General features: G+C 69.3%; 16 protein-coding genes. 5 read left to right on the forward strand and 11 right to left on the reverse strand.

Annotated features, from left to right (window positions below; genetic code table 11):
* Positions 1–3: 3 nt before the first annotated feature.
* The gene (locus DX912_RS16275) at positions 4–1,122 is read right to left on the reverse strand and encodes an efflux RND transporter periplasmic adaptor subunit (RefSeq protein WP_115844219.1); all 1,119 of its coding nucleotides are present in this window, start codon (positions 1,120–1,122) and stop codon (positions 4–6) included.
* 77 nt (positions 1,123–1,199) lie between these two features.
* Between DX912_RS16275 and DX912_RS16280 the strand changes: the two genes are divergently transcribed.
* From DX912_RS16280 to DX912_RS16290, 3 genes are all read left to right on the forward strand, one after another.
* Entirely contained in the window at positions 1,200–1,907 is a 708-nt protein-coding gene (locus DX912_RS16280) for a TetR/AcrR family transcriptional regulator (protein WP_115844221.1), read from the forward strand.
* A gap of 130 nt (positions 1,908–2,037) precedes the next feature.
* A complete protein-coding gene (locus tag DX912_RS16285) occupies positions 2,038–2,694 on the forward strand; it encodes a protein-L-isoaspartate O-methyltransferase family protein (RefSeq protein ID WP_181902870.1) in 657 nt (218 codons plus the stop codon).
* Between the two features lie 68 nt (positions 2,695–2,762).
* Positions 2,763–4,181 carry a TolC family outer membrane protein gene (locus DX912_RS16290; RefSeq protein ID WP_115844223.1) on the forward strand — a complete coding sequence of 473 codons (1,419 nt, stop codon included), beginning with the start codon at positions 2,763–2,765 and terminating at the stop codon, positions 4,179–4,181.
* Positions 4,182–4,250: 69 nt separating this feature from the next.
* On the opposite strand, the gene DX912_RS16295 is transcribed toward DX912_RS16290, so the two are convergent.
* Together DX912_RS16295 and waaA are read right to left on the reverse strand one after the other, a co-directional pair.
* Positions 4,251–5,126 (reverse strand): acid phosphatase, encoded by an 876-nt coding sequence (locus tag DX912_RS16295; protein ID WP_115844225.1) that lies wholly within the window; start codon positions 5,124–5,126, stop codon positions 4,251–4,253.
* 169 nt (positions 5,127–5,295) lie between these two features.
* Positions 5,296–6,591, reverse strand: coding sequence for a lipid IV(A) 3-deoxy-D-manno-octulosonic acid transferase (gene waaA, locus DX912_RS16300; protein WP_115844286.1), 1,296 nt, complete (start codon positions 6,589–6,591; stop codon positions 5,296–5,298).
* 132 nt (positions 6,592–6,723) lie between these two features.
* Here waaA and lpxL point away from each other — a divergent pair, with 132 nt between their 5' ends.
* The gene (gene lpxL / locus DX912_RS16305; protein WP_233433624.1) at positions 6,724–7,656 is read left to right on the forward strand and encodes an LpxL/LpxP family Kdo(2)-lipid IV(A) lauroyl/palmitoleoyl acyltransferase; all 933 of its coding nucleotides are present in this window, start codon (positions 6,724–6,726) and stop codon (positions 7,654–7,656) included.
* A gap of 3 nt (positions 7,657–7,659) precedes the next feature.
* On the opposite strand, the gene DX912_RS16310 is transcribed toward lpxL, so the two are convergent.
* From DX912_RS16310 to DX912_RS16335, 6 genes are all read right to left on the reverse strand, one after another.
* Positions 7,660–8,964, reverse strand: a complete 1,305-nt coding sequence (locus tag DX912_RS16310) for an O-antigen ligase family protein (protein WP_115844229.1) — start codon at positions 8,962–8,964, stop codon at positions 7,660–7,662.
* Positions 8,951–10,072 carry a glycosyltransferase gene (locus DX912_RS16315; protein WP_115844231.1) on the reverse strand — a complete coding sequence of 374 codons (1,122 nt, stop codon included), beginning with the start codon at positions 10,070–10,072 and terminating at the stop codon, positions 8,951–8,953. Before DX912_RS16315 ends, DX912_RS16310 begins: the two co-directional genes overlap by 14 nt.
* Before the next feature lie 46 nt (positions 10,073–10,118).
* A complete protein-coding gene (locus tag DX912_RS16320; protein WP_115844233.1) occupies positions 10,119–10,319 on the reverse strand; it encodes a zinc-finger domain-containing protein in 201 nt (66 codons plus the stop codon).
* Positions 10,320–10,402: 83 nt separating this feature from the next.
* Positions 10,403–11,113 (reverse strand): pirin family protein, encoded by a 711-nt coding sequence (locus DX912_RS16325; protein ID WP_115844235.1) that lies wholly within the window; start codon positions 11,111–11,113, stop codon positions 10,403–10,405.
* Positions 11,114–11,186: 73 nt separating this feature from the next.
* Positions 11,187–11,768, reverse strand: a complete 582-nt coding sequence (locus DX912_RS16330) for a YceI family protein (protein WP_115844237.1) — start codon at positions 11,766–11,768, stop codon at positions 11,187–11,189.
* A 46-nt stretch (positions 11,769–11,814) separates the two neighbouring features.
* Entirely contained in the window at positions 11,815–12,414 is a 600-nt protein-coding gene (locus DX912_RS16335; RefSeq protein ID WP_115844239.1) for a malonic semialdehyde reductase, read from the reverse strand.
* Positions 12,415–12,520: 106 nt separating this feature from the next.
* Here DX912_RS16335 and DX912_RS16340 point away from each other — a divergent pair, with 106 nt between their 5' ends.
* Positions 12,521–13,498, forward strand: a complete 978-nt coding sequence (locus DX912_RS16340) for a mitochondrial fission ELM1 family protein (protein WP_233433625.1) — start codon at positions 12,521–12,523, stop codon at positions 13,496–13,498.
* On the opposite strand, the gene glnE is transcribed toward DX912_RS16340, so the two are convergent.
* Positions 13,480–16,311, reverse strand: coding sequence for a bifunctional [glutamate--ammonia ligase]-adenylyl-L-tyrosine phosphorylase/[glutamate--ammonia-ligase] adenylyltransferase (glnE, locus tag DX912_RS16345; protein ID WP_115844243.1), 2,832 nt, complete (start codon positions 16,309–16,311; stop codon positions 13,480–13,482). The genes DX912_RS16340 and glnE overlap by 19 nt on opposite strands.
* Before the next feature lie 296 nt (positions 16,312–16,607).
* Positions 16,608–17,216 carry a DUF6445 family protein gene (locus tag DX912_RS16350; RefSeq protein WP_115844245.1) on the reverse strand — a complete coding sequence of 203 codons (609 nt, stop codon included), beginning with the start codon at positions 17,214–17,216 and terminating at the stop codon, positions 16,608–16,610.
* Positions 17,217–17,302 lie beyond the last annotated feature (86 nt).

Raw genomic sequence — 17,302 nt, forward strand, 5'->3', positions numbered from 1 at the left:
GCCTCAGCGTGCGGATGCCGCGATGGGGCGATTTTCCCGATCGACCGGCTGCACCTTCTGCCCGTCGCGCAGCAGGTGACCGCCGGCGGCGACGATCCACTCGTTCGCGGCGAGTTCGCCCTGCACCGGCACGCGGTCCTCGCCGAACGCGCCAGCCTGCACCGGCCGCAGCTTCACCGTGGAGGTCTTCATGTCGACGACGAACACCGAGGCCTTGCCGTTCTCGCGCTGGAGCGCGGCGATCGGCACGCTCAGGCCGCCGCGGGTGTCCGTGGGCAGGTATACGCGGGCGCTCTGGCCGAGGTCGATCGCGCCTGCCGGGGCATCGACGGTGACGCGCGCGGCGAAGGTGCGCGATGCGGGATCGGCCGCGGGGGAGATTTCACGGATGCGGCCGTTCCAGCGCTGACCCGGACGCGACCATGCTTCGACCTGCACCGGCTGGCCGGCCTTGACCTTGCCGGCCATCGTTTCGGGCAGCGCGAAGGCGATCTCGCGCACGCCGTCGGCGGCAAGCGTGAACACCAACTGCCCGGCCGCGACGACCTGCCCCGCTTCGGCCTGGCGCGCGGCGATCACGCCGTCGCGCGTGGCGCGCAGTTGCGAATAGGCGGCCTGGTTGCTCGCGACTTCGACCTCGGCGCGCGCGGCATTCACCTGGCCCTGCGCAGCGGTGGCCGCCGCGTTCTGGGCGTCGAGCGTGGAACGGCTCACCAACTGCTCGTTCGCCAGCTTCGCGAAGCGCGCCTGATCGGCGCGGGCGCGCCCCAGTTCGGCTTCGGCGGCGGCCAGTTGCGCCTTCGCGGCGCGGGCCTGCGCTTCCAGGTCGCCCGGATCGAGCGTCGCCAAAACCTGGCCCGCGCGCACGTGGTCGCCGACGTCGACATTGCGCTGGACGAGCTTGCCGCCGACGCGGAACGACAGCGGGCTCTCCTCACGTGCCCGCACGTCGCCGGCGAAGGCGCTGGCGGTATGGTCGGCCGCGACCGGGTGCGTGACCAGGACCGGACGCGGGGCTTCCTCGACCGCGCCATCGCGCCCGCAGGCGCTCAATAGAAAGGTGGAAAAGGCGACCAGCGTCCATGCCGACAGGCGGAACGCAGCGAGGAAAGGACTGCGCATTGCGAGGGTCCCTGCAGTTAATTAATGTACTTGCGGGTACTGTATAAATATCAAACTGATTAGTCTAGTATTGCCGCATGACCGCTCCACGCCAGCCTTCCGCGCCGCAGGGCGCAACCGCCAAGCCGGCCGGCCCCGGACGTCCGAAGGACATGGGCAAGCGCGCCGCCATCCTGGAGGCGGCGAAAAGAATGTTTACTCAGCACGGCTTCGATGGCGCCAGCATGGACCAGATCGCCGCCGAGGCCGGGGTCTCCAAGCTCACCGTCTATAGCCACTTCGGCGACAAGGACGCGTTGTTCCTCGCTGCCGTGGAGTCGCACTGCGACCTGTCGCTGCCGTCCTCCCTGTTCGAGCCCTCGCCCGACACGCCGTTGCGCGATCGGCTGATGGACATCGCCCACGCGTTCTATTCGATGGTGACCGCGCCGGAGGCCGTCGCCGGCCATCGCATGCTGTGCTCGCCGCAGATGTCGAATTCCGGCCTGCCCAAGTTGTTCTGGGACGCCGGCCCGATGCGCGTGCAGTCCGATTTCTCCGCGCTGCTGGAACGCCGCATCAAGGCCGGCGAGCTGGAGATCCCCGACGTCGCGCGCGCCGCGGGCCAGTTTTTCAGCCTGCTCAAGGGCGAACCGCACGCGTGCCTGGTGTTCGGCGGGCCGGGGCCGGCGGAGGACGAAATCCAGGCGCATCTGGCCTCGGCTGTGGACCTGTTCCTGCGTGCCTACCAGGTGCGCGACACCGCGGCCGGCAAGCCCGCCGCAAGCGGTCGGTCGCGTCGATGACATCCGTCTTGGTTACTTCTGGCACTCAGTCTGACTTGGGGCCGCGGCCATCCTGTGCGCCGCGCCCGCAAAGGCCGGCAGCGGTATTCCCGGTACAATTCGCGGTCTTCCGCGCACGAGTCAGCCCCCGATGAACCCCATGGATTACAACAAGGCACGCGAATTGATGGTCGAGCAGCAGGTGCGTCCCTGGGACGTGCTTGATGGCCGCGTGCTCGATGTGATGGCGACGCTGCCGCGCGAAGCCTTCCTGCCCGTGGCGCATCGCAACCTGGCCTACGCCGACCTCGCGCTGCCGCTGGCCCATGGCGAATTCACGATGAAGCCGGTCCTGCAGGGCCGCGCCCTGCAGGCGCTCGCGCTGGATCCGGCGGACGACGTGCTCGTGATCGGCGCCGGCACCGGTTACCTGGCCGGTTGCGCCGGCCGCCTCGCCCGCGACGTCCTCGCGCTGGAGCGCCACGCCGACCTGGCGCAGGCCGCCTCGGCCGCGCTGTCGGAGCAGTCGGTCGACAACGTGCAGGTCGTGGTTGGCGACGCGTTCGCCTGGACCACCGAGCGCCGCTTCACCGCGATCCTTGTCGCCGGCGCCGTGGACACGATCCCGCAGCGTTTCATCGACTGGCTGGAGCCGAACGGCCGCATGTTCGTCGTGCGCGGTCGCTCGCCGGTGATGGAAGCGGTGCTCGTGCGCAACGATGTCAACGCGCCGCGCATCCAATCGTTGTTCGAAACCGATCTTCCCTATCTTGCCGGTGCGGCCCCCGCCCCGGTATTCAAGTTCTGAAGCAGTACCCCCACACGCCCGCAGACCGCGGGCGGCTCAACAAAACGCAACACGGACAAGGACCTCGCATGATCCGCCGCCCGCTCGTCATCGCCCTCGCCGCAGCCGTGAGCCTGTCGGCCCTGTTGCCGGCCACGGCCTCCGCCGAAGACCTCCTGCAGACCTACGAGCTGGCACGCACGGCCGATCCGCAACTCGCGGCGGCCGAGTCCAACCGCCTTGCGATCCGCGAAGGCCAAGTGCAGACGCGCGCGGCGATGCTGCCGCAGCTCGACGGTTCGGCCTCGATCACCAAGGGCCGCAGCTACTCGCGCGGTAACAACTCGGTCAACGCCGACGGCACCATCAACCCCGGCGACAGCGACACCGAGAGCACCACGCGCAGCACGGGCGTGAACCTCAGCCAGATGGTCTACGACCGCGGCAACTTCACCCGCCACAAGAGCGCCAAGGCGTTGGCGCAGGCGGCGGACTTCCAGCTGGCGGCGTCGGGCAACGACCTGATCACGCGCACCTCGGCCTCGTACTTCAACGTGCTGATCGCGCTGGAATCGCTGGCCGCCGCCGAAGCCGCCGAAACCGCGCTGAAGAAGCAGTTCGACTACGCCTCCAAGCGCTTGGAAGTCGGCCTGGCGCCGATCACCGACGTGCATGAAGCCCGCGCCCAGTACGACAGCGCGCGCGCCAACACGATCCTGGCCCGCAACGCGGTCGAGGATTCGTACCAGGCGCTGGCGGAGATCACGGGCCAGCAGGTGCGCAACATCAAGGGCCTGCCGAAGGACTACCAGCCGTCGCTGGCTGAATCGCGGGATGCCGATGGCTGGGTGAGCACGGCCATCGAGAACAACCCGGCGCTGCGTGCGAAGGAACTGCAGGTGTCCTCCACCGAAGCCGACGTCGAGACCGCACGCGCAGGCCACTGGCCGCGCCTGTACCTCAACGGTTCGTACAGCGACAGCGAGACCTGGGGCGACCGCACGATCCTGGACGTGTCGCGCGATATCGACGGCCGCAGCTTCGGTCCGTCGGTCGGCCTGACGCTGTCGGTGCCGATCTTCTCCGGTGGCGCCACGCAGTCGGGCGTTCGCCAGGCGCTGGCACGTCGCGACGTCGCGGCGGACGAGCTGGAACAGCAGAAGCGCCTGCTCGTGCGCAACACGCGCAACGCGTACCAGACGCTGGTCGCGAGCATCAGCGAAGTCGAGGCACGCCGCCTCGCGCTGGTCTCGGCGCAAGCGGCTTACGACGCCTCGCAGGTCGGCCTGGAAGTCGGCACGCGCACCGTGCTGGACGTCCTGCAGAACCAGAACAACCTGTTCACCGCGCAGCTCGAGTTCGCCCGCGCGCGCTACAACCACCTGCAGAGCCGCCTGCTGCTGGAACAGGCCGCCGGCACGCTCGACATCGCCGACGTGCAGGACGTGAACCGCCTCCTCACCGTGGACACCGCTTCGCAGCTGCCGGCAGGCGACGTGCCGGGCTGATCGGCACCGATAACGCACGAATGACGAAGGCCGGACGGAAACGTCCGGCCTTCTTCTTTGGGCGATCGCCTACAGCACGCCTTCGATCGGAATAGCGAGCGCTGCTGCTTCCGCGCTGCAATTCACCGAAGGCGTCTTCCCGCTCGCCCGCAGCGACTGTACTTCCTGCGATGCCGCGGCGACATCCGCCTGGAAGGTCGTGTTCGACTGCAGCTTCGCGTACGTGCCCGACGCGATCGTGCGCCCGGCCAGGATGTCGCTCTGCCAATGCGCATTGCAGACCAGCCGGCTCTCGCCGAACGAGCGACCGCGCGCGAGCAGCGCATCGGCGCGATCGGGTGCGACCTGTGTCAGCACCAGCGCCCATATCCAGCCGATCGACGTGTGACCCGACGGATACGAACCGTCGTTGCGCAGCGCCGCTTCGTCATTCGGCGCGCACGTGCCTTCCTTGTAGAACACGAACGGACGCGTGCGCTTGTAGTGGTCTTTCGCGGCGTATGTAGAGAGCCCCGCGTCGGTCAGCGTGCGGCGAAGCAACTGGTACAGGCGCGGCGACTGATCCTGCGAGACCGGCACGCCGAGCGCGCACGAGAACGCGTCGGCCACGTGCGGAAAGCTCAGGTCCGCGTCGGACGTCGCCTGCGAGTCGCGCGCGGTTCCGCGCAGTTTCTGCGAAGCACGGCTCACGGCCTGGTCCTGCCTGAAGGCGGCCGATCCTTCCTTCGGCGGCGCGGGCAGCAGTTTCAGGCTGTCGGGCAGTTCGCGGCCGAGATAGCCGGCGAGCACGCCGGGGCGAATCTCGGGCACGGCTTCGGCAGTCGCCGGAGACGACACGGTCGCAGCAGGCGACATGGGCGAAGCGGGCGACGCCGACGAAGCGGACTCGCTCGTGCTCGCGCAGGCGGACACCAAAAGCGATGCCGCCAGGGCCAGGCCCGACATCGCGAGTGCGGGACGGTCGTGCGCAATGGGCTTTCCGGATGGCTGCTTCACGTCACTCGCTCCTTCAGGTGATGTCCGTCGCCAGATGCAACACGGGGCGTTCACGGGCCGTGAAGTCTGTCGGCGCGCGCGGTCGCGCACCATCAGAAGAATCGCGAAGTCCCGCGAATCAGCCTTGCGGCGGCAGCAGCGGCTGCAACAGGTCAAGCGTGCGGGCGAGCGCCCCGCGACCGGTTTCAACCAGCGCGCGGCCGGCGTCCGTCATGCGCTCGCGTCGTCCCCGATCAGACAGCAGTTCGGCCAGCGCGCGTTCGACGTGCTCGGCGTCGGGGGCCACGCACAGCGCACCGGCATCTTCCAGGCGCTGGGCGATCTCGACGAAGTTGTGCAGGTGCGGGCCGGTGACGATGGCCGTGCCGGTCGCCGCGGGTTCGAGCAGGTTGTGGCCGCCGATCGCCTGCAGGCTGCCGCCGACGAAGGCGACGTCGGCGCAGGCGTAGAAGCTCATCAGTTCGCCGAGCGTGTCGATCACGAACACCGCATCGTCCGCCTGCGGCCATTGTTGGCGCGAGCGCGTCGATACATTCCAGCCCGCGGCGCGCGCGGTGTCGGCGACGGTGCGGAAGCGCTCGGGATGGCGCGGCGCCCACAGCATCAGCAGGTCGGGGAAGTGCGCGCGCAGCTGGCGATGGATCGCGATCACCGCCATCTCCTCGTCCTCGTGCGTGCTCGCGGCGATCCAGACGGGACGTTCGCCGCAACGCGCTCGGCACTGCGCGGCAAAACCGGCGAGGTCTTCCGGCACGGCGACGTCGAACTTCAGGTTGCCCACTTCAGCGACCTGCTCCGGATTCGCGCCGAGCCGCACGAAGCGCTGGCCATCGGCATGGGACTGCGCGGCCACCGTCCGCACCGTGCGCAGCGCCCGCGCGACCAGCGGCGCAAGCACGCGGTACCCCCGCAGCGAGCGCTCCGACAACCGTGCGTTGAGGATGACCACGGGGATACTCGCGTCGCGGCAGCCGAACAACAGGCTCGGCCACAATTCGGTTTCCATGATCAATGCGGCGTACGGGCGGTAGTGCCTGAGGAAACGCCCGACCGCACCCGGCAGGTCGTAGGGCAGATAGACGTGTTCGACCGCATCGCCCCACAACGCCTGCACGCGCTCCGAACCCGTCGGCGTGATGGTGGTGACCAGCAGGCGCAGGTCTGGCCTCGCGCGTCGCAGCGCGTTGACCAGCGGCACGGCGGCGTTGACCTCGCCCACCGAGACCGCGTGGACCCACAACGTGCGCATCGGCGGGGCATCGCCGTAATGCGCGTAACGCTCCTGCCATCGAAGGAAATACGCGGGCTGCCGCAGGCCGCGCCAGATCAGGTGGTAGACCGTGATCGGCGCCAACAGATACAGGGCGACCGAATACAGGCCGCGCAGCAGGCGCTCGATGGGGTCTTTCGGCATCGGCATAAGGATAGCGAAGCCGGTGACGGCCGGGCGAAGATCCCGCGATCCGCGCATTGTTCCGTCGGCACGGATAGCGCTCGCATCGCGAGCGTCTACTGCATGCAGGCACCCGCCCCGTAGAATCTGCGGATGCCCAGAGCTGTCGAATCCCCCACCTCGCCGCCGTCTCCGCCGTTCGGCCCGCGCCACTGGCCGATGTGGCTCGCGCTCGGCGTCATGAGCCTGGGCGCGCGCCTGCCGTGGTCCGTGCAGCGCGGGCTCGGTCGGATGATCGGCATGCTCGCGCTGCTGGTGGGCACATCGCGGCGCAAGGCCGCGCAGATCAACCTGGAGCTGTGCTTTCCGGAGATGTCCGCCGGTCAGCGCGAGCGCCTGCTGCGCGACAGCTTCCGCGACCTGGGCATCGGGTTCTTCGAGTTCGCCCGCGCGTGGTGGGGCTCGGCCGCGCCGATGCGCAGCACCGTGCGCATCGAAGGGCTGGAACTGCTGGAGGACATCCGCGCGCAGGGACGCGGCGTGCTGATGGTGTCGGGCCATTTCATGACGCTGGAGATGTGCGGCCGCCTGATGTGCGACCACCTGCCGCTGACCGGCATGTACCGCCGCCATCGCAGCCCGGTGATGGAATGGGCCGTCAAGCGTGGTCGCCTGCGCTACGCCAAGGCGATGTTCACCAACGACGAGATCCGCCCGGCGATCCGGCACCTCAAGCAGGGCGGATTCCTGTGGTACGCGCCAGACCAGGACATGCGCGGCAAGGACACCGTCTTCGCGCCGTTCTTCGGCGTGCCGGCGGCGACGATCACCGCCACGCACCAGTTCGCGCGCCTGAGCGGCTGCGCCGTGGTGCCGTTCTTCCATCGCCGCGAAGGTGCCGATTACGTGCTGCGCGTCGGCGCGCCGCTGGAGGATTTCCCGTCGAACGATGCCGCGATCGATTCCACCCGCGTCAACGCGGCGATCGAGGCGATGGTCCGCGAGGCGCCGACGCAGTACCTGTGGATCCACCGCCGCTTCAAGCGCCGCCCGCCGGGCATGACCTCGCCCTACGGCAAGCGCTGACGGCTATTCGCGCGCGAGCAGGCTGCCGGCGTACAGCGCGGCGAGCAGCAGCGTCAGCCCGCCCCAGAACGTCGAATAGAACGCCAGGTGCGTGTTGATCGGGAACACCGTCACCGCGAGCGCCCACATCGCCGGACGTGCGCGTTCGCGCGCCTGCTCGTCGGCGAAGCGCCACGCGCGCCATGCGAGCGCGAGACCGGCCAGCCACAGCAGCATGCCGAACGCGCCGGTTTCGCTGAGCACTTCCAGCACGATCTGGTGCGCATGCAGCGCCGGGCCCGTGCCCCACGCCGCCGTCTGGCCCGGCGCGGGATCGCATGCGGGGAACGCCTCGCGGAACCCACGCGCGCCGACGCCGTTGATCGGATGCTCGCGCGCCATGCACAGCGCCGCGCTCCAGATGCGCGCGCGGCCGGAGAGCGCGCTGTCCACGCCCTCGACGTCCGCGGTGACCGCATGCGTGGTGCGCATGAGGCGCTCGCGCACCTGCGGCACGGTGGCGCTCAGCGTGGCGATCGCGATGGCGCCCAGCGCGAACACGCCGATCAGCTTCTTCCAGCCGACCAGCCGCCAGCCCGACAGCACCAGCGCGACGGCATAGGTGATCCATGACGCACGCGAGCCGGCCAGCACCAGCACGATGCCGATCGCCGCGGCGGCCAGCAGCCAGCCGGCCGTGCCCATGCGGCGCCCGCCGACGAACAGCAGGAACGGCGACAGGCTCGCGAGCACCGGGCCGAGCTTGAGGTTGCACGGACCGAGCACGCCGCTGAGGCGATCGACCGCGGCCACTTCCTGCGGCGTGCACATGCCGTGGCCGCTGATGGCGTGCTTGATGCCGTCGATGCCCGAGAACAGCGGGCTCGCGCCGGTCGCCGCCTGCGCGAGCGCGTCGAGCGTCCAGATGCCGACGATGATCGCCAGTCCGCCGAAGGTGATGCGCCGGCCGCGCGGATCGGCCACGGCCGAGGCGACCAGCCACAGGAACGGCAGGTAGCGCAGGTCGACCGCCGCTTCGCGCAGCGCGCGTGCGGGGTCGATGGCGTCGATCGCCGACACCAGTTCCGGCGTCCAGTACGCGAAGAACAGCACGCTGGTGAGCGCCCACGCGGGATTGCTCAGCAGCTTCGCGCCACCGCGGAATCGCGACAGCGCCAGGTGCACGATTGCCGCCAGCGCGCCGAGCACGAGCACGCCTTCCGCATAGCCTGGCGCGGGCCATAGGGCGACGTAGGCGAGGATCCACGCAGGCGCCCAGCGCCAGCCGCGCACGCGCGGTTCGGCCGGCGCGGTGTCAGCGGGATTCATCGACGAGCTCGGCGTAGACGGCAAGCGTGGCCTCCTGCATCGCATGCAACGAATGCGGAATCGTAGCCGGCGGCGTGGCCGGATGCGTAAGAAGTTCGTAGCCGCGGCGATGCAGGGCATCGAGATCGAATGGCGCCACCGCGCCGCTTGGTTGCCACTTCGACAGCAGTTCGCCGACGCCCCCGTGTGCCCAGCCGAGCACGGGCCGGCCCACCGACCAGGCTTCCAGCACGGTTCTGCCGAACGCCTCCGGCTTGCGCGACAACTGCAACACCACGTCGCTGGCCGCATATGCACGCGCTATCGCGTCGGTCGGTTCGGTGAAGGCCACCGCGTCGGCAATGCCGAGCGTCGCCGCTTCGCCTTCGAGTTCGGAGATGTACGCCTCGCGTCCGGCCTCTCGCGCGCCGGGCAGCCAGAGTCGTGCGTCGACGCCGTCCCCGCGCACGCGCGACAGCAGTGCGAGTGCGTCGGCGTGTCCCTTCAGGCGCGTGCCGCGTCCGGGCAACAACAGCAGCGGGCCATCGCCCCCGAGCGCCGGATGCAGCGCCGCGGCCCACGCACGCGCCTCGCGATCGGGATGCGGCGCGCGCGGAAACGTGCGCGGATCGATGCCGCGCGGAATCACGCGCAGCTTCGATGCATCGACCGCGGGGTATTGGCGCAGCACGAAGTCGCGCACGGTGTCCGACACGCAGATCACGCGTTCGCCATGCGTCATCACCGCGCTGTAGCGCGACGGCGAATTGAGTCCGTGCACGGTCGTGACCCAGCGCGGGCGTTTCGACGCCGACAGGCTGCGCAGCGCGAATTCGCCCACCCACGCGGGCAGGCGCGAGCGCGCATGCACGATGTCCACGCCTTCGCGCTCGAACAGCGCACGCAGCGCGAACACGTGGCGGAAAGTCAGCGGCGACTTGCGCCCGATGTCGAGCGCGACGTGCTCGGCGCCCGATGCGAGCAGGCGCGGCACGAGCCGGCCGCCCCTGGACACGACGATCGCGCGATGGCCGGCATCGACCAGCGCCTGCGCGATCTCGAGGGTGGAACGTTCGACGCCGCCCGATTCGAGGGCGGGCAGCAGCTGGACGACGGTCAGCCGGCGCATGCGCGGCTCCGCGGAAGGAATTCGCGGCACCGGCGCGGCGCGGAGGTCAGTCTTCGAGGACGAAATGCGAGCCGCAGTACGGGCACTGCACCTCGCCGTTCTCGGCTTCGATGGGCAGGTACACGCGCGGATGCGAGTTCCACAGCGCCATCGAGGGCAGCGGGCAGCTCAGCGGCAGGTCGGCGCGATGCACGACATAGCGCTGCTCGGCGTTGGCCTGGGTCGGATGGGCGTTGGCTGCGGTCATGGGTCGGAACGGCTGTGGCGACGCGGGGCCGCAAGTTTACCAGCCCCGATGCGAAGGCCGGCGCGAAACGGCCCGAATCGCCGCTACTGGGGCAGGTCCAGCAGCAGGATGAGCGCCCGCCCGTCGCTGGCGCCCGTCAGGCGCAACGTGCCGGCCTCGTCGTGAACGCCCAGCGCGTCGCCGGGACGCAGCGGGATGCCGTCGTTCGCGGTCGCCTCGCCTTCCACCACCTGCACCCAGTACAGCCGCGACGGATCCATCGCGACCTCCGCCGCCTCGCCGCGATCGAGCCGGACCTGCAGGACGCGCACGTCCTGCCGGATCGCGAGGCTGCCATCGGCGCCATCGCCCGAAGCGAGCAGCGTCCAGCCGCGCGCGTCGGCGGGCGCGGCGGCGCGGCGTGCGTAGGCGGGCTCATGGTTCAGGCGCGACGGCTGGATCCACAACTGCAGCAGGTGCAACGGTTCGGCGACCGATGCGTTGCGTTCGGCGTGCTCGGCGCCGTGGCCGGCGCTGAGCCATTGCAGCTCGCCGGTGCGAACGACGCCGTTGCCGCCGATCGCGTCCTCGTGCGTGAGCTCGCCCGACACGACGAACGCCAGCAACTCCATGTTCGCGTGCCGCGCCGTGTCGAAGCCCGCGCCGGGATCGAGGCGATCCTCGTTGAGCACGCGCAACGGGCCGAAGCCCATCCACTGCGGGTCGTAATGGCCGCCGAAGGAGAACGCGTGGCGGCTGTCGCGGCCGGAGGCGGCGGACTGGCCGCGTTCGCTGGAGGGGCGCTGGACGATCATCTGGGCGCTGGAAACGACAAGGGCGGGAACCGGGACATTGTCCCCGTTCCCGCCCCCAATGTCCGCCTGCGGCTTACTTGGCGGCCGGCACGACCGCTTCGGTCGTGATGCGGATGGTGACGTTGTCGCTCACGTTCGGCGCGTACTTGTCGACGCCGAAGTCGCTGCGCTTGATCGTCGTGGTCGCATCGAAGCCCGCGGCGGCGCGCTTGGCCATCGGCTGCTCGCCGATCTTGTTGATCGTGGTGTCGAGCACGACCTGCTTGGTCACGCCCTTGATGGTCAGGTCGCCGAACACGCGCAGCTTCTTGTCGCCGGCCGCTTCGACCTTGGTGCTCTTGAAGGTGATGTTCGGATACTTCTCGGCGTCGAAGAAATCGGCGCTGCGCAGGTGTTCGTCGAACTTCTCCACGTGCGAATCCAGGCCCGCGAGCGGGATCGTCACGTCCACTTTCGAGGTGCCGACGTTCTTCGGATCGTAGGTGATGCTGCCGTCGACCTGGCCGAAATGCGCGATCGGGTTGGAGAAGCCGAAGTGGCTCCAGCTCGCGACGACGTCGGTGTGGTTCGGGTCGATCTTGTAGGTGACGGGGGCGGCGAAGGCGGCGGTGCTGGCGGCGATGAGGGCCGCGGTGAGGGCGATGCGCTTGAACATGCGGGAAGTCTCCGTGAGGTGTGCAGGGCGAGCGGGTACTGCGGCGTTACAGGATCCGCGCCGCCTCGTCGAAGGACAGACGCGGCGAACGGGGGAACAGCTTGGCGGTGTCGCCATGGCCGAGGTTGATCAGGAAGTTCGACTTGATCTTCGTGCCGGCGAAGAAGGTTTCGTCCACGAGCGCGTTGTTGAATCCCGACATCGGGCCGGTATCCAGCCCGAGTGCCCGCGCGGCCATCAGCACGTAGGCGCCCTGCAGGCTGCCGTTGCGCAGCGCGATGGTGGTCAGGTCCGCCTCCGGCTTGCCCTCGAACCAGCCGCGCGCATCGGTGTGCGGGAACAGGTACGGGAGCTTTTCGTAGAACGCCAGGTCGTGGGCGACGATCGCGGTGACCGGCGCGGCCATCGTCTTCGCGTGGTTGCCTTCGTCCAGCGCGGGGGCGAGCTTGGCCTTGGCTTCGGGCGACTTCACGAAGACTAGGCGCAGCGGCGACATGTTGGCGCTGGTCGGGCCCCACTTGGCCAGGTCGTAGAGTTCGCGCAGCGTCTCGTCGCTCACCTCACCCTTGAGCTCGTTGTGCGTGCGGGCGGTGCGGAAGAGCTGGTCCAGCGCGGACGCGGGCAGCGGCGGGGTGTTCTGCGACATCGTGTGCTCCGTGATGAGCCGCGACACCGCCGCGGCCGAGGTTCGAGAGTGTAGAGTCTGGCACGTTCGCAACAGCCGACTGATCCGGAACGGATTACTCACAAACGTGCAACGAACGAGACCCGATTCCGCGCCCTCACGCGGGCCCTCGACCTGGACGATCACCGACGGCCATGCCGGCAACGTGCGCCAGGCGCAGGCGCTCGCGACCGCGCTGGCCGAGCCCTTCCGCGCCTGGACGCTGGCCCCGCGCACACCATGGCGGTGGTTCGCGCCACGGGCGTTGCCGGGCTGCTCGAATGCGTTCGGCCGCACGTTCAAGCAGGCGATGCGAACGCCGCCTTCGCTGGCGATCGGTTGCGGCCGCCAGGCCGGCCTGGCGACGCGGCTGTTGCGATCGCGTGGTGCGCGCGCGGTGCAGATCCTCGATCCCCGCATCGATACGCGGCACTGGGATCTGGTCATCGCGCCCGAACACGACGGACTTCGCGGCGACAACGTCATCTCGATGATCGGCAGCCTCAATCCGGTCGACGACCTCTGGCTCGCGGCCGGTCGCCATGCGTTCCCCGACATCGGCGCCCTGCCCGGCCCACGCACGACGCTGCTCGTCGGCGGCGCCAGCGCGCACGCGCGCTTCGACGACGCGATGTACGACGCGCTGCTGCTCAACGTCGAACGTGTCGCGCGAGACGAAGGCGGCAGCGTGCTCGCCACGACGTCGCGTCGCACGCCGACGCATGTCGCCGGCGCGTTGCGCGACCGGTTGCGCGGCGTGCCCGGCCTGATCTGGACCGACGGCGCCGACGGCCCGAACCCCTACGCCGGCCTGCTCGCGTGGGCCGACCGCATCGTCTGCACCGCCGACTCGGTAAACATGCTGTCCGAAGCCTGCGCGACATGGGCACCGGTGTTCGTCGCGGGCCACGAACGCGTCGAAGGACGACCGCGCCGGTTCGTCGAATCGCTGCTGCACACCGGCCGCGTACGTTCGTTCGGCGACGACGCCGGACGTTTTGCGATCACGCCGCTGCGCGAAACCGCGCGCGTGGCGGGCGAAGTCCGTCAGCGACTGGCGTCCTGATCGAAGTCCAGTCCGTGCCGCTTCGCCGCGCCTGAAATCGCCGCGCGTGCGGTGGCGATCGCGTCGTTGATCGGGAGCCTTCGAGGGCGACGATCGAGCGTGCACGCAAGGCCCGCATCGACGAGCGTCGCATGCGCCTGCGTCAACGCTCCGACTTCGTTCTCGTCGAGCCAGCCGCTTTCGCCGGTCGCCTGGATCAGCTCGCAGGTGTTGCGCGAGGACAGCCACTCCAGGTGCTGCGCCGAATGCGCAAGCACGGCGTACTGCAGCAGGAATTCGAGATCGACCAGGCCGCCTTCGCCCTGCTTCAGGTCGAACGCGGCGGCGTCGGTGCGGTCGAGTTCTGCACGCATGCGACGGCGCATCGACACGACGTCCTCACGCACGCGCTCTGTGTCGCGCGTGCGCGACAGCGTCTGGCGACGCACGTCCTCGACGTCCGCACCCAGCGATTCATCGCCCGCGACGAAACGCGCCCGCACCAGCGCCTGGTGTTCCCACGTCCACGCGCGATCGCGCTGGTAGTCGCGGTAACTTGCCAGGCTGGACACGAGCAGGCCTTTCGCGCCATCGGGGCGAAGGCGGACATCGACGTCGTAAAGCCGCCCGGCGCCGGTGACCGCGCCGAGCAGCGCGACGACCTTCTGTGCGACGCGCGCGAACCATCGCGTGACTTCGAGCGGGCGCGCACCGTCGGAATGCGCGTGTTCGCCACCGGGCGCGTCGTAGATGAAGACCAGGTCGAGGTCGGAGCCGAAGCCGAGCTCCTCGCCGCCCAGGCTGCCGTAGCCGATCACCGCGAAGCGCGCACCGGGCACGCGGCCGTGCGCGCCGGCGACTTCATGTTCGGCCAGTCGCAGCACGCGCATCACCACGCCGTCGGCGAGCCACGCGAGTTGGCGCGCGCCATCGACCGCGGACAGGCGTCCATCGCGCACCGCCATCGCGATGCGGAAGCTCAGCGCCTGCCGGACTTCGTTCAACACCTGGAGCACGGCTTCGGCGTCGTCGTCGGCGCCAGGCGCGGCGTCTGCGCATGCCGCATGCAGTTCGTCGCGACCCGGCAGCGGGCCGGCGACGCGTGCGTCGAGAAGTTCGTCGAGCAGCAACGGATACGACGCGAGACGCTCGGCGAGCAGCGCGCTGTGCGAGACGACTTCGACCAGACGCGCCAGCGCGACGGGCTGTTCGTCCAGCAGCGCCAGGTACGCGCTTCGACGCAGCACGTTGTGCAGCAGCGCGAGCAGCCGGCGCAGCGCGAGCATCGGTTCGCTCGACGCGGCCGCCGCCTGCAACAGCGACGGCATCACGCGGTCGAGGCGTCCGCGCGCACTGTCGGACAGGCCACGCACGCCCGGACTGCGCGCGAAATCGCGCAGCGCGCCGTCCGCGTTGCCCGCTTCGATGAAGCCGGCATCGGCGAGCGCTTCGCTGTCGCCGCCATCGGGCAGCGCGCGCCAGTATGTCGTCAGCGCGTCGGGCGCGTTGCGGCGTCGGCGTGGTGCGAGCAGCGCTTCGAATTCAGTGGCGACGCGGGCGCGCTGCACGTCGAGCGCTTCGCGCAGCGCGGTCCAGTCGTCGAAACCCAGTGCGAAGGCGATGCGGTCGCGGTCGTCCTCGCGCTCGGGCAGCGCATGCGTCTGCGCATCGCGCAGCATCTGCAGGCGGTTTTCCAGTCGACGCAGGACGCGGTACGCATCGGCGAGCAGGTCGCCGGCCTCGGCGCCCATCTGCCGCGCGTCCACCAGCGCGCGCAACGACGGCAGCAGGCGGCGATCGCGCAGTTCGGGCTCGCGCCCGCCGTAGATCAGCTGCAGCGCCTGCACGAGGAACTCGATTTCGCGAATGCCGCCGGGCCCGCGCTTGATGTCGTCGGCCAGTTCCTTGCGCGCGACTTCGGCGGTGATCGCCGCCTTCATGCCGCGCAGGCCGTCCAGCGCCCCAAAATCGAGGTACCGCCGATAGACGAACGGACGCAGGCTGTCGAGGAAGCGCTCGCCCGCTGCCGCGTCGCCGGCGATGGGTCGCGCCTTCTGCCAGGCATAGCGCTCCCAGTCGCGGCCTTCGCGTTGGAAGTACTGCTCCATCGCATTGAACGACCACGCGACGCGTCCGGCATTGCCGTACGGCCGCAGGCGCAGGTCGACGCGATGGCAGAAGCCGTCGACGGTGGGCTCGTCGAGCAGTTTCGCCAGCTGCTGGCCGAGGCGCGCGAAGTAGTGCTCCGCGTCGAGCGGGCGCGCGCCGTCCGATTCGCCGTCGTGTTCGTAGGTATAGACCAGATCGACGTCGGAGCTGAAATTGAGTTCGCCGCCGCCGAGCTTGCCCAGGCCGAACACGACCAGCCGCTGCGCGTTGCCGTCGCGATCGCGCACCACGCTATGGCGCTGGGCGAATTCGGTCTCTACCGCTTCCAGGCCGATCTGCAGGCACCGCTCGGCCAGATGCGTGCTGCCGGCAAGTGTCGCGTCGACGTCGTCCAGGCCGAGCACGTCGCGCCAGATCAACCGCGTGGAGCCGGCGGCGCGATAGCGACGCAGCAGCGCGGGCCAGTCGGCACGGTTGCTGGCATCAAGCACGGGTTCCGCGGGCGGCTCGGCGCCGTCGTCGCGCAGGAGGCGCTCCAGCAGTTCCGGCTGTCGCACGAGCGTGTCGATGGCGAAGTCGCTCGCGATGGCGACACGTTCGATGCGGACGATCGCGTGCGGATCGGAGAGAAGCTCGCCGGGCAGCACGGCGCGCAGGCGCGGAAGGACACGCGCCAGCAGCGGTTGGAATCGGTCGGGCGGCGAAGCGGATGCGGGGGAAGTCATCGCGCCGATTCTGTCACGCGCGTTCGCTCCATCGATTCGAGGTGCGCGCTGCTGGAGCGCTACGACGTGCTCGCGGCAAGACGCGTGCCGACGAGGCAAATAAAAAGCCCGCCCCGGTCGAACCGGTTGCGGGCCTGCTCCCTCCCCCACGTCGGGATGCGCGCTGATCGTGAAGGAACCGTTAGGTGCAATGCACGCTGCACTGCAAAATAGAACTCAGCGGTTCAAATAGCGCTTCAATCAACTTGTATCGCCCGCCCTGTTCAGGTTTGGAAACAGGGTCTTTCGGGCGCAAATTACGCGCCCGCGAAGAACATCAGGTACACCAGCCGGCCATTTTCCATGCGATCGCCGAAGGCCGGCCCCGCGGTATGCCAGAGCCATGGGCGCAGCAGGACGAGCCGGTTGAAACGCATCGGCGCGGTCATCGTCCGCTCCCACTTGGCGTCGTCGTTGGTGTCCTTCTCGATGACCTGCTGGTGCATGTGCTCGAGCGAGTCGTAGCCCATCGCGCGCGCTTCTTCCTGGGTCCACGGCGCACGTTCGCTGTGGGTCGGGAGGTGGCGGAAGAATTCGGTACCCCCGCGGCAATCCTCGGGTCGACTCAGGTAGAGGATCCCGGACCAGTACGCCTGGTCGATGTGCACCTTCGCGCGGCCCTTGTCGGCGGCCAGCGTCATGCGGAACTTCGCGTGCGATTGCAGCGGCGAAACGGGCTTGACGCGTTCGCCGACGATGTTCGACACCGTGCGGTCCAGCCCATCCATCTCGATGCGTTCGAGCGAATTGCGCCCCGGAAACGCGCCCTGCTGCTCGGGATAGGTGAGTTGCAGCCCGACATCGCGCAGCGATTGCGCATCGCGCGTGCTGAGGAAGTCGTCGACGATGATCAGGGAGGTCGGCATGCGCGCGAGCTTATCGGCTCGACGCGTCGTGCGCACGACGCCCGATCGCACAAAAAAAGAACCCCGCATCGCTGCGGGGTTCTTCG

Origin of the sequence: Lysobacter soli, from assembly GCF_003382285.1 — a bacterium.
Taxonomy (GTDB): domain Bacteria; phylum Pseudomonadota; class Gammaproteobacteria; order Xanthomonadales; family Xanthomonadaceae; genus Lysobacter_J; species Lysobacter_J soli.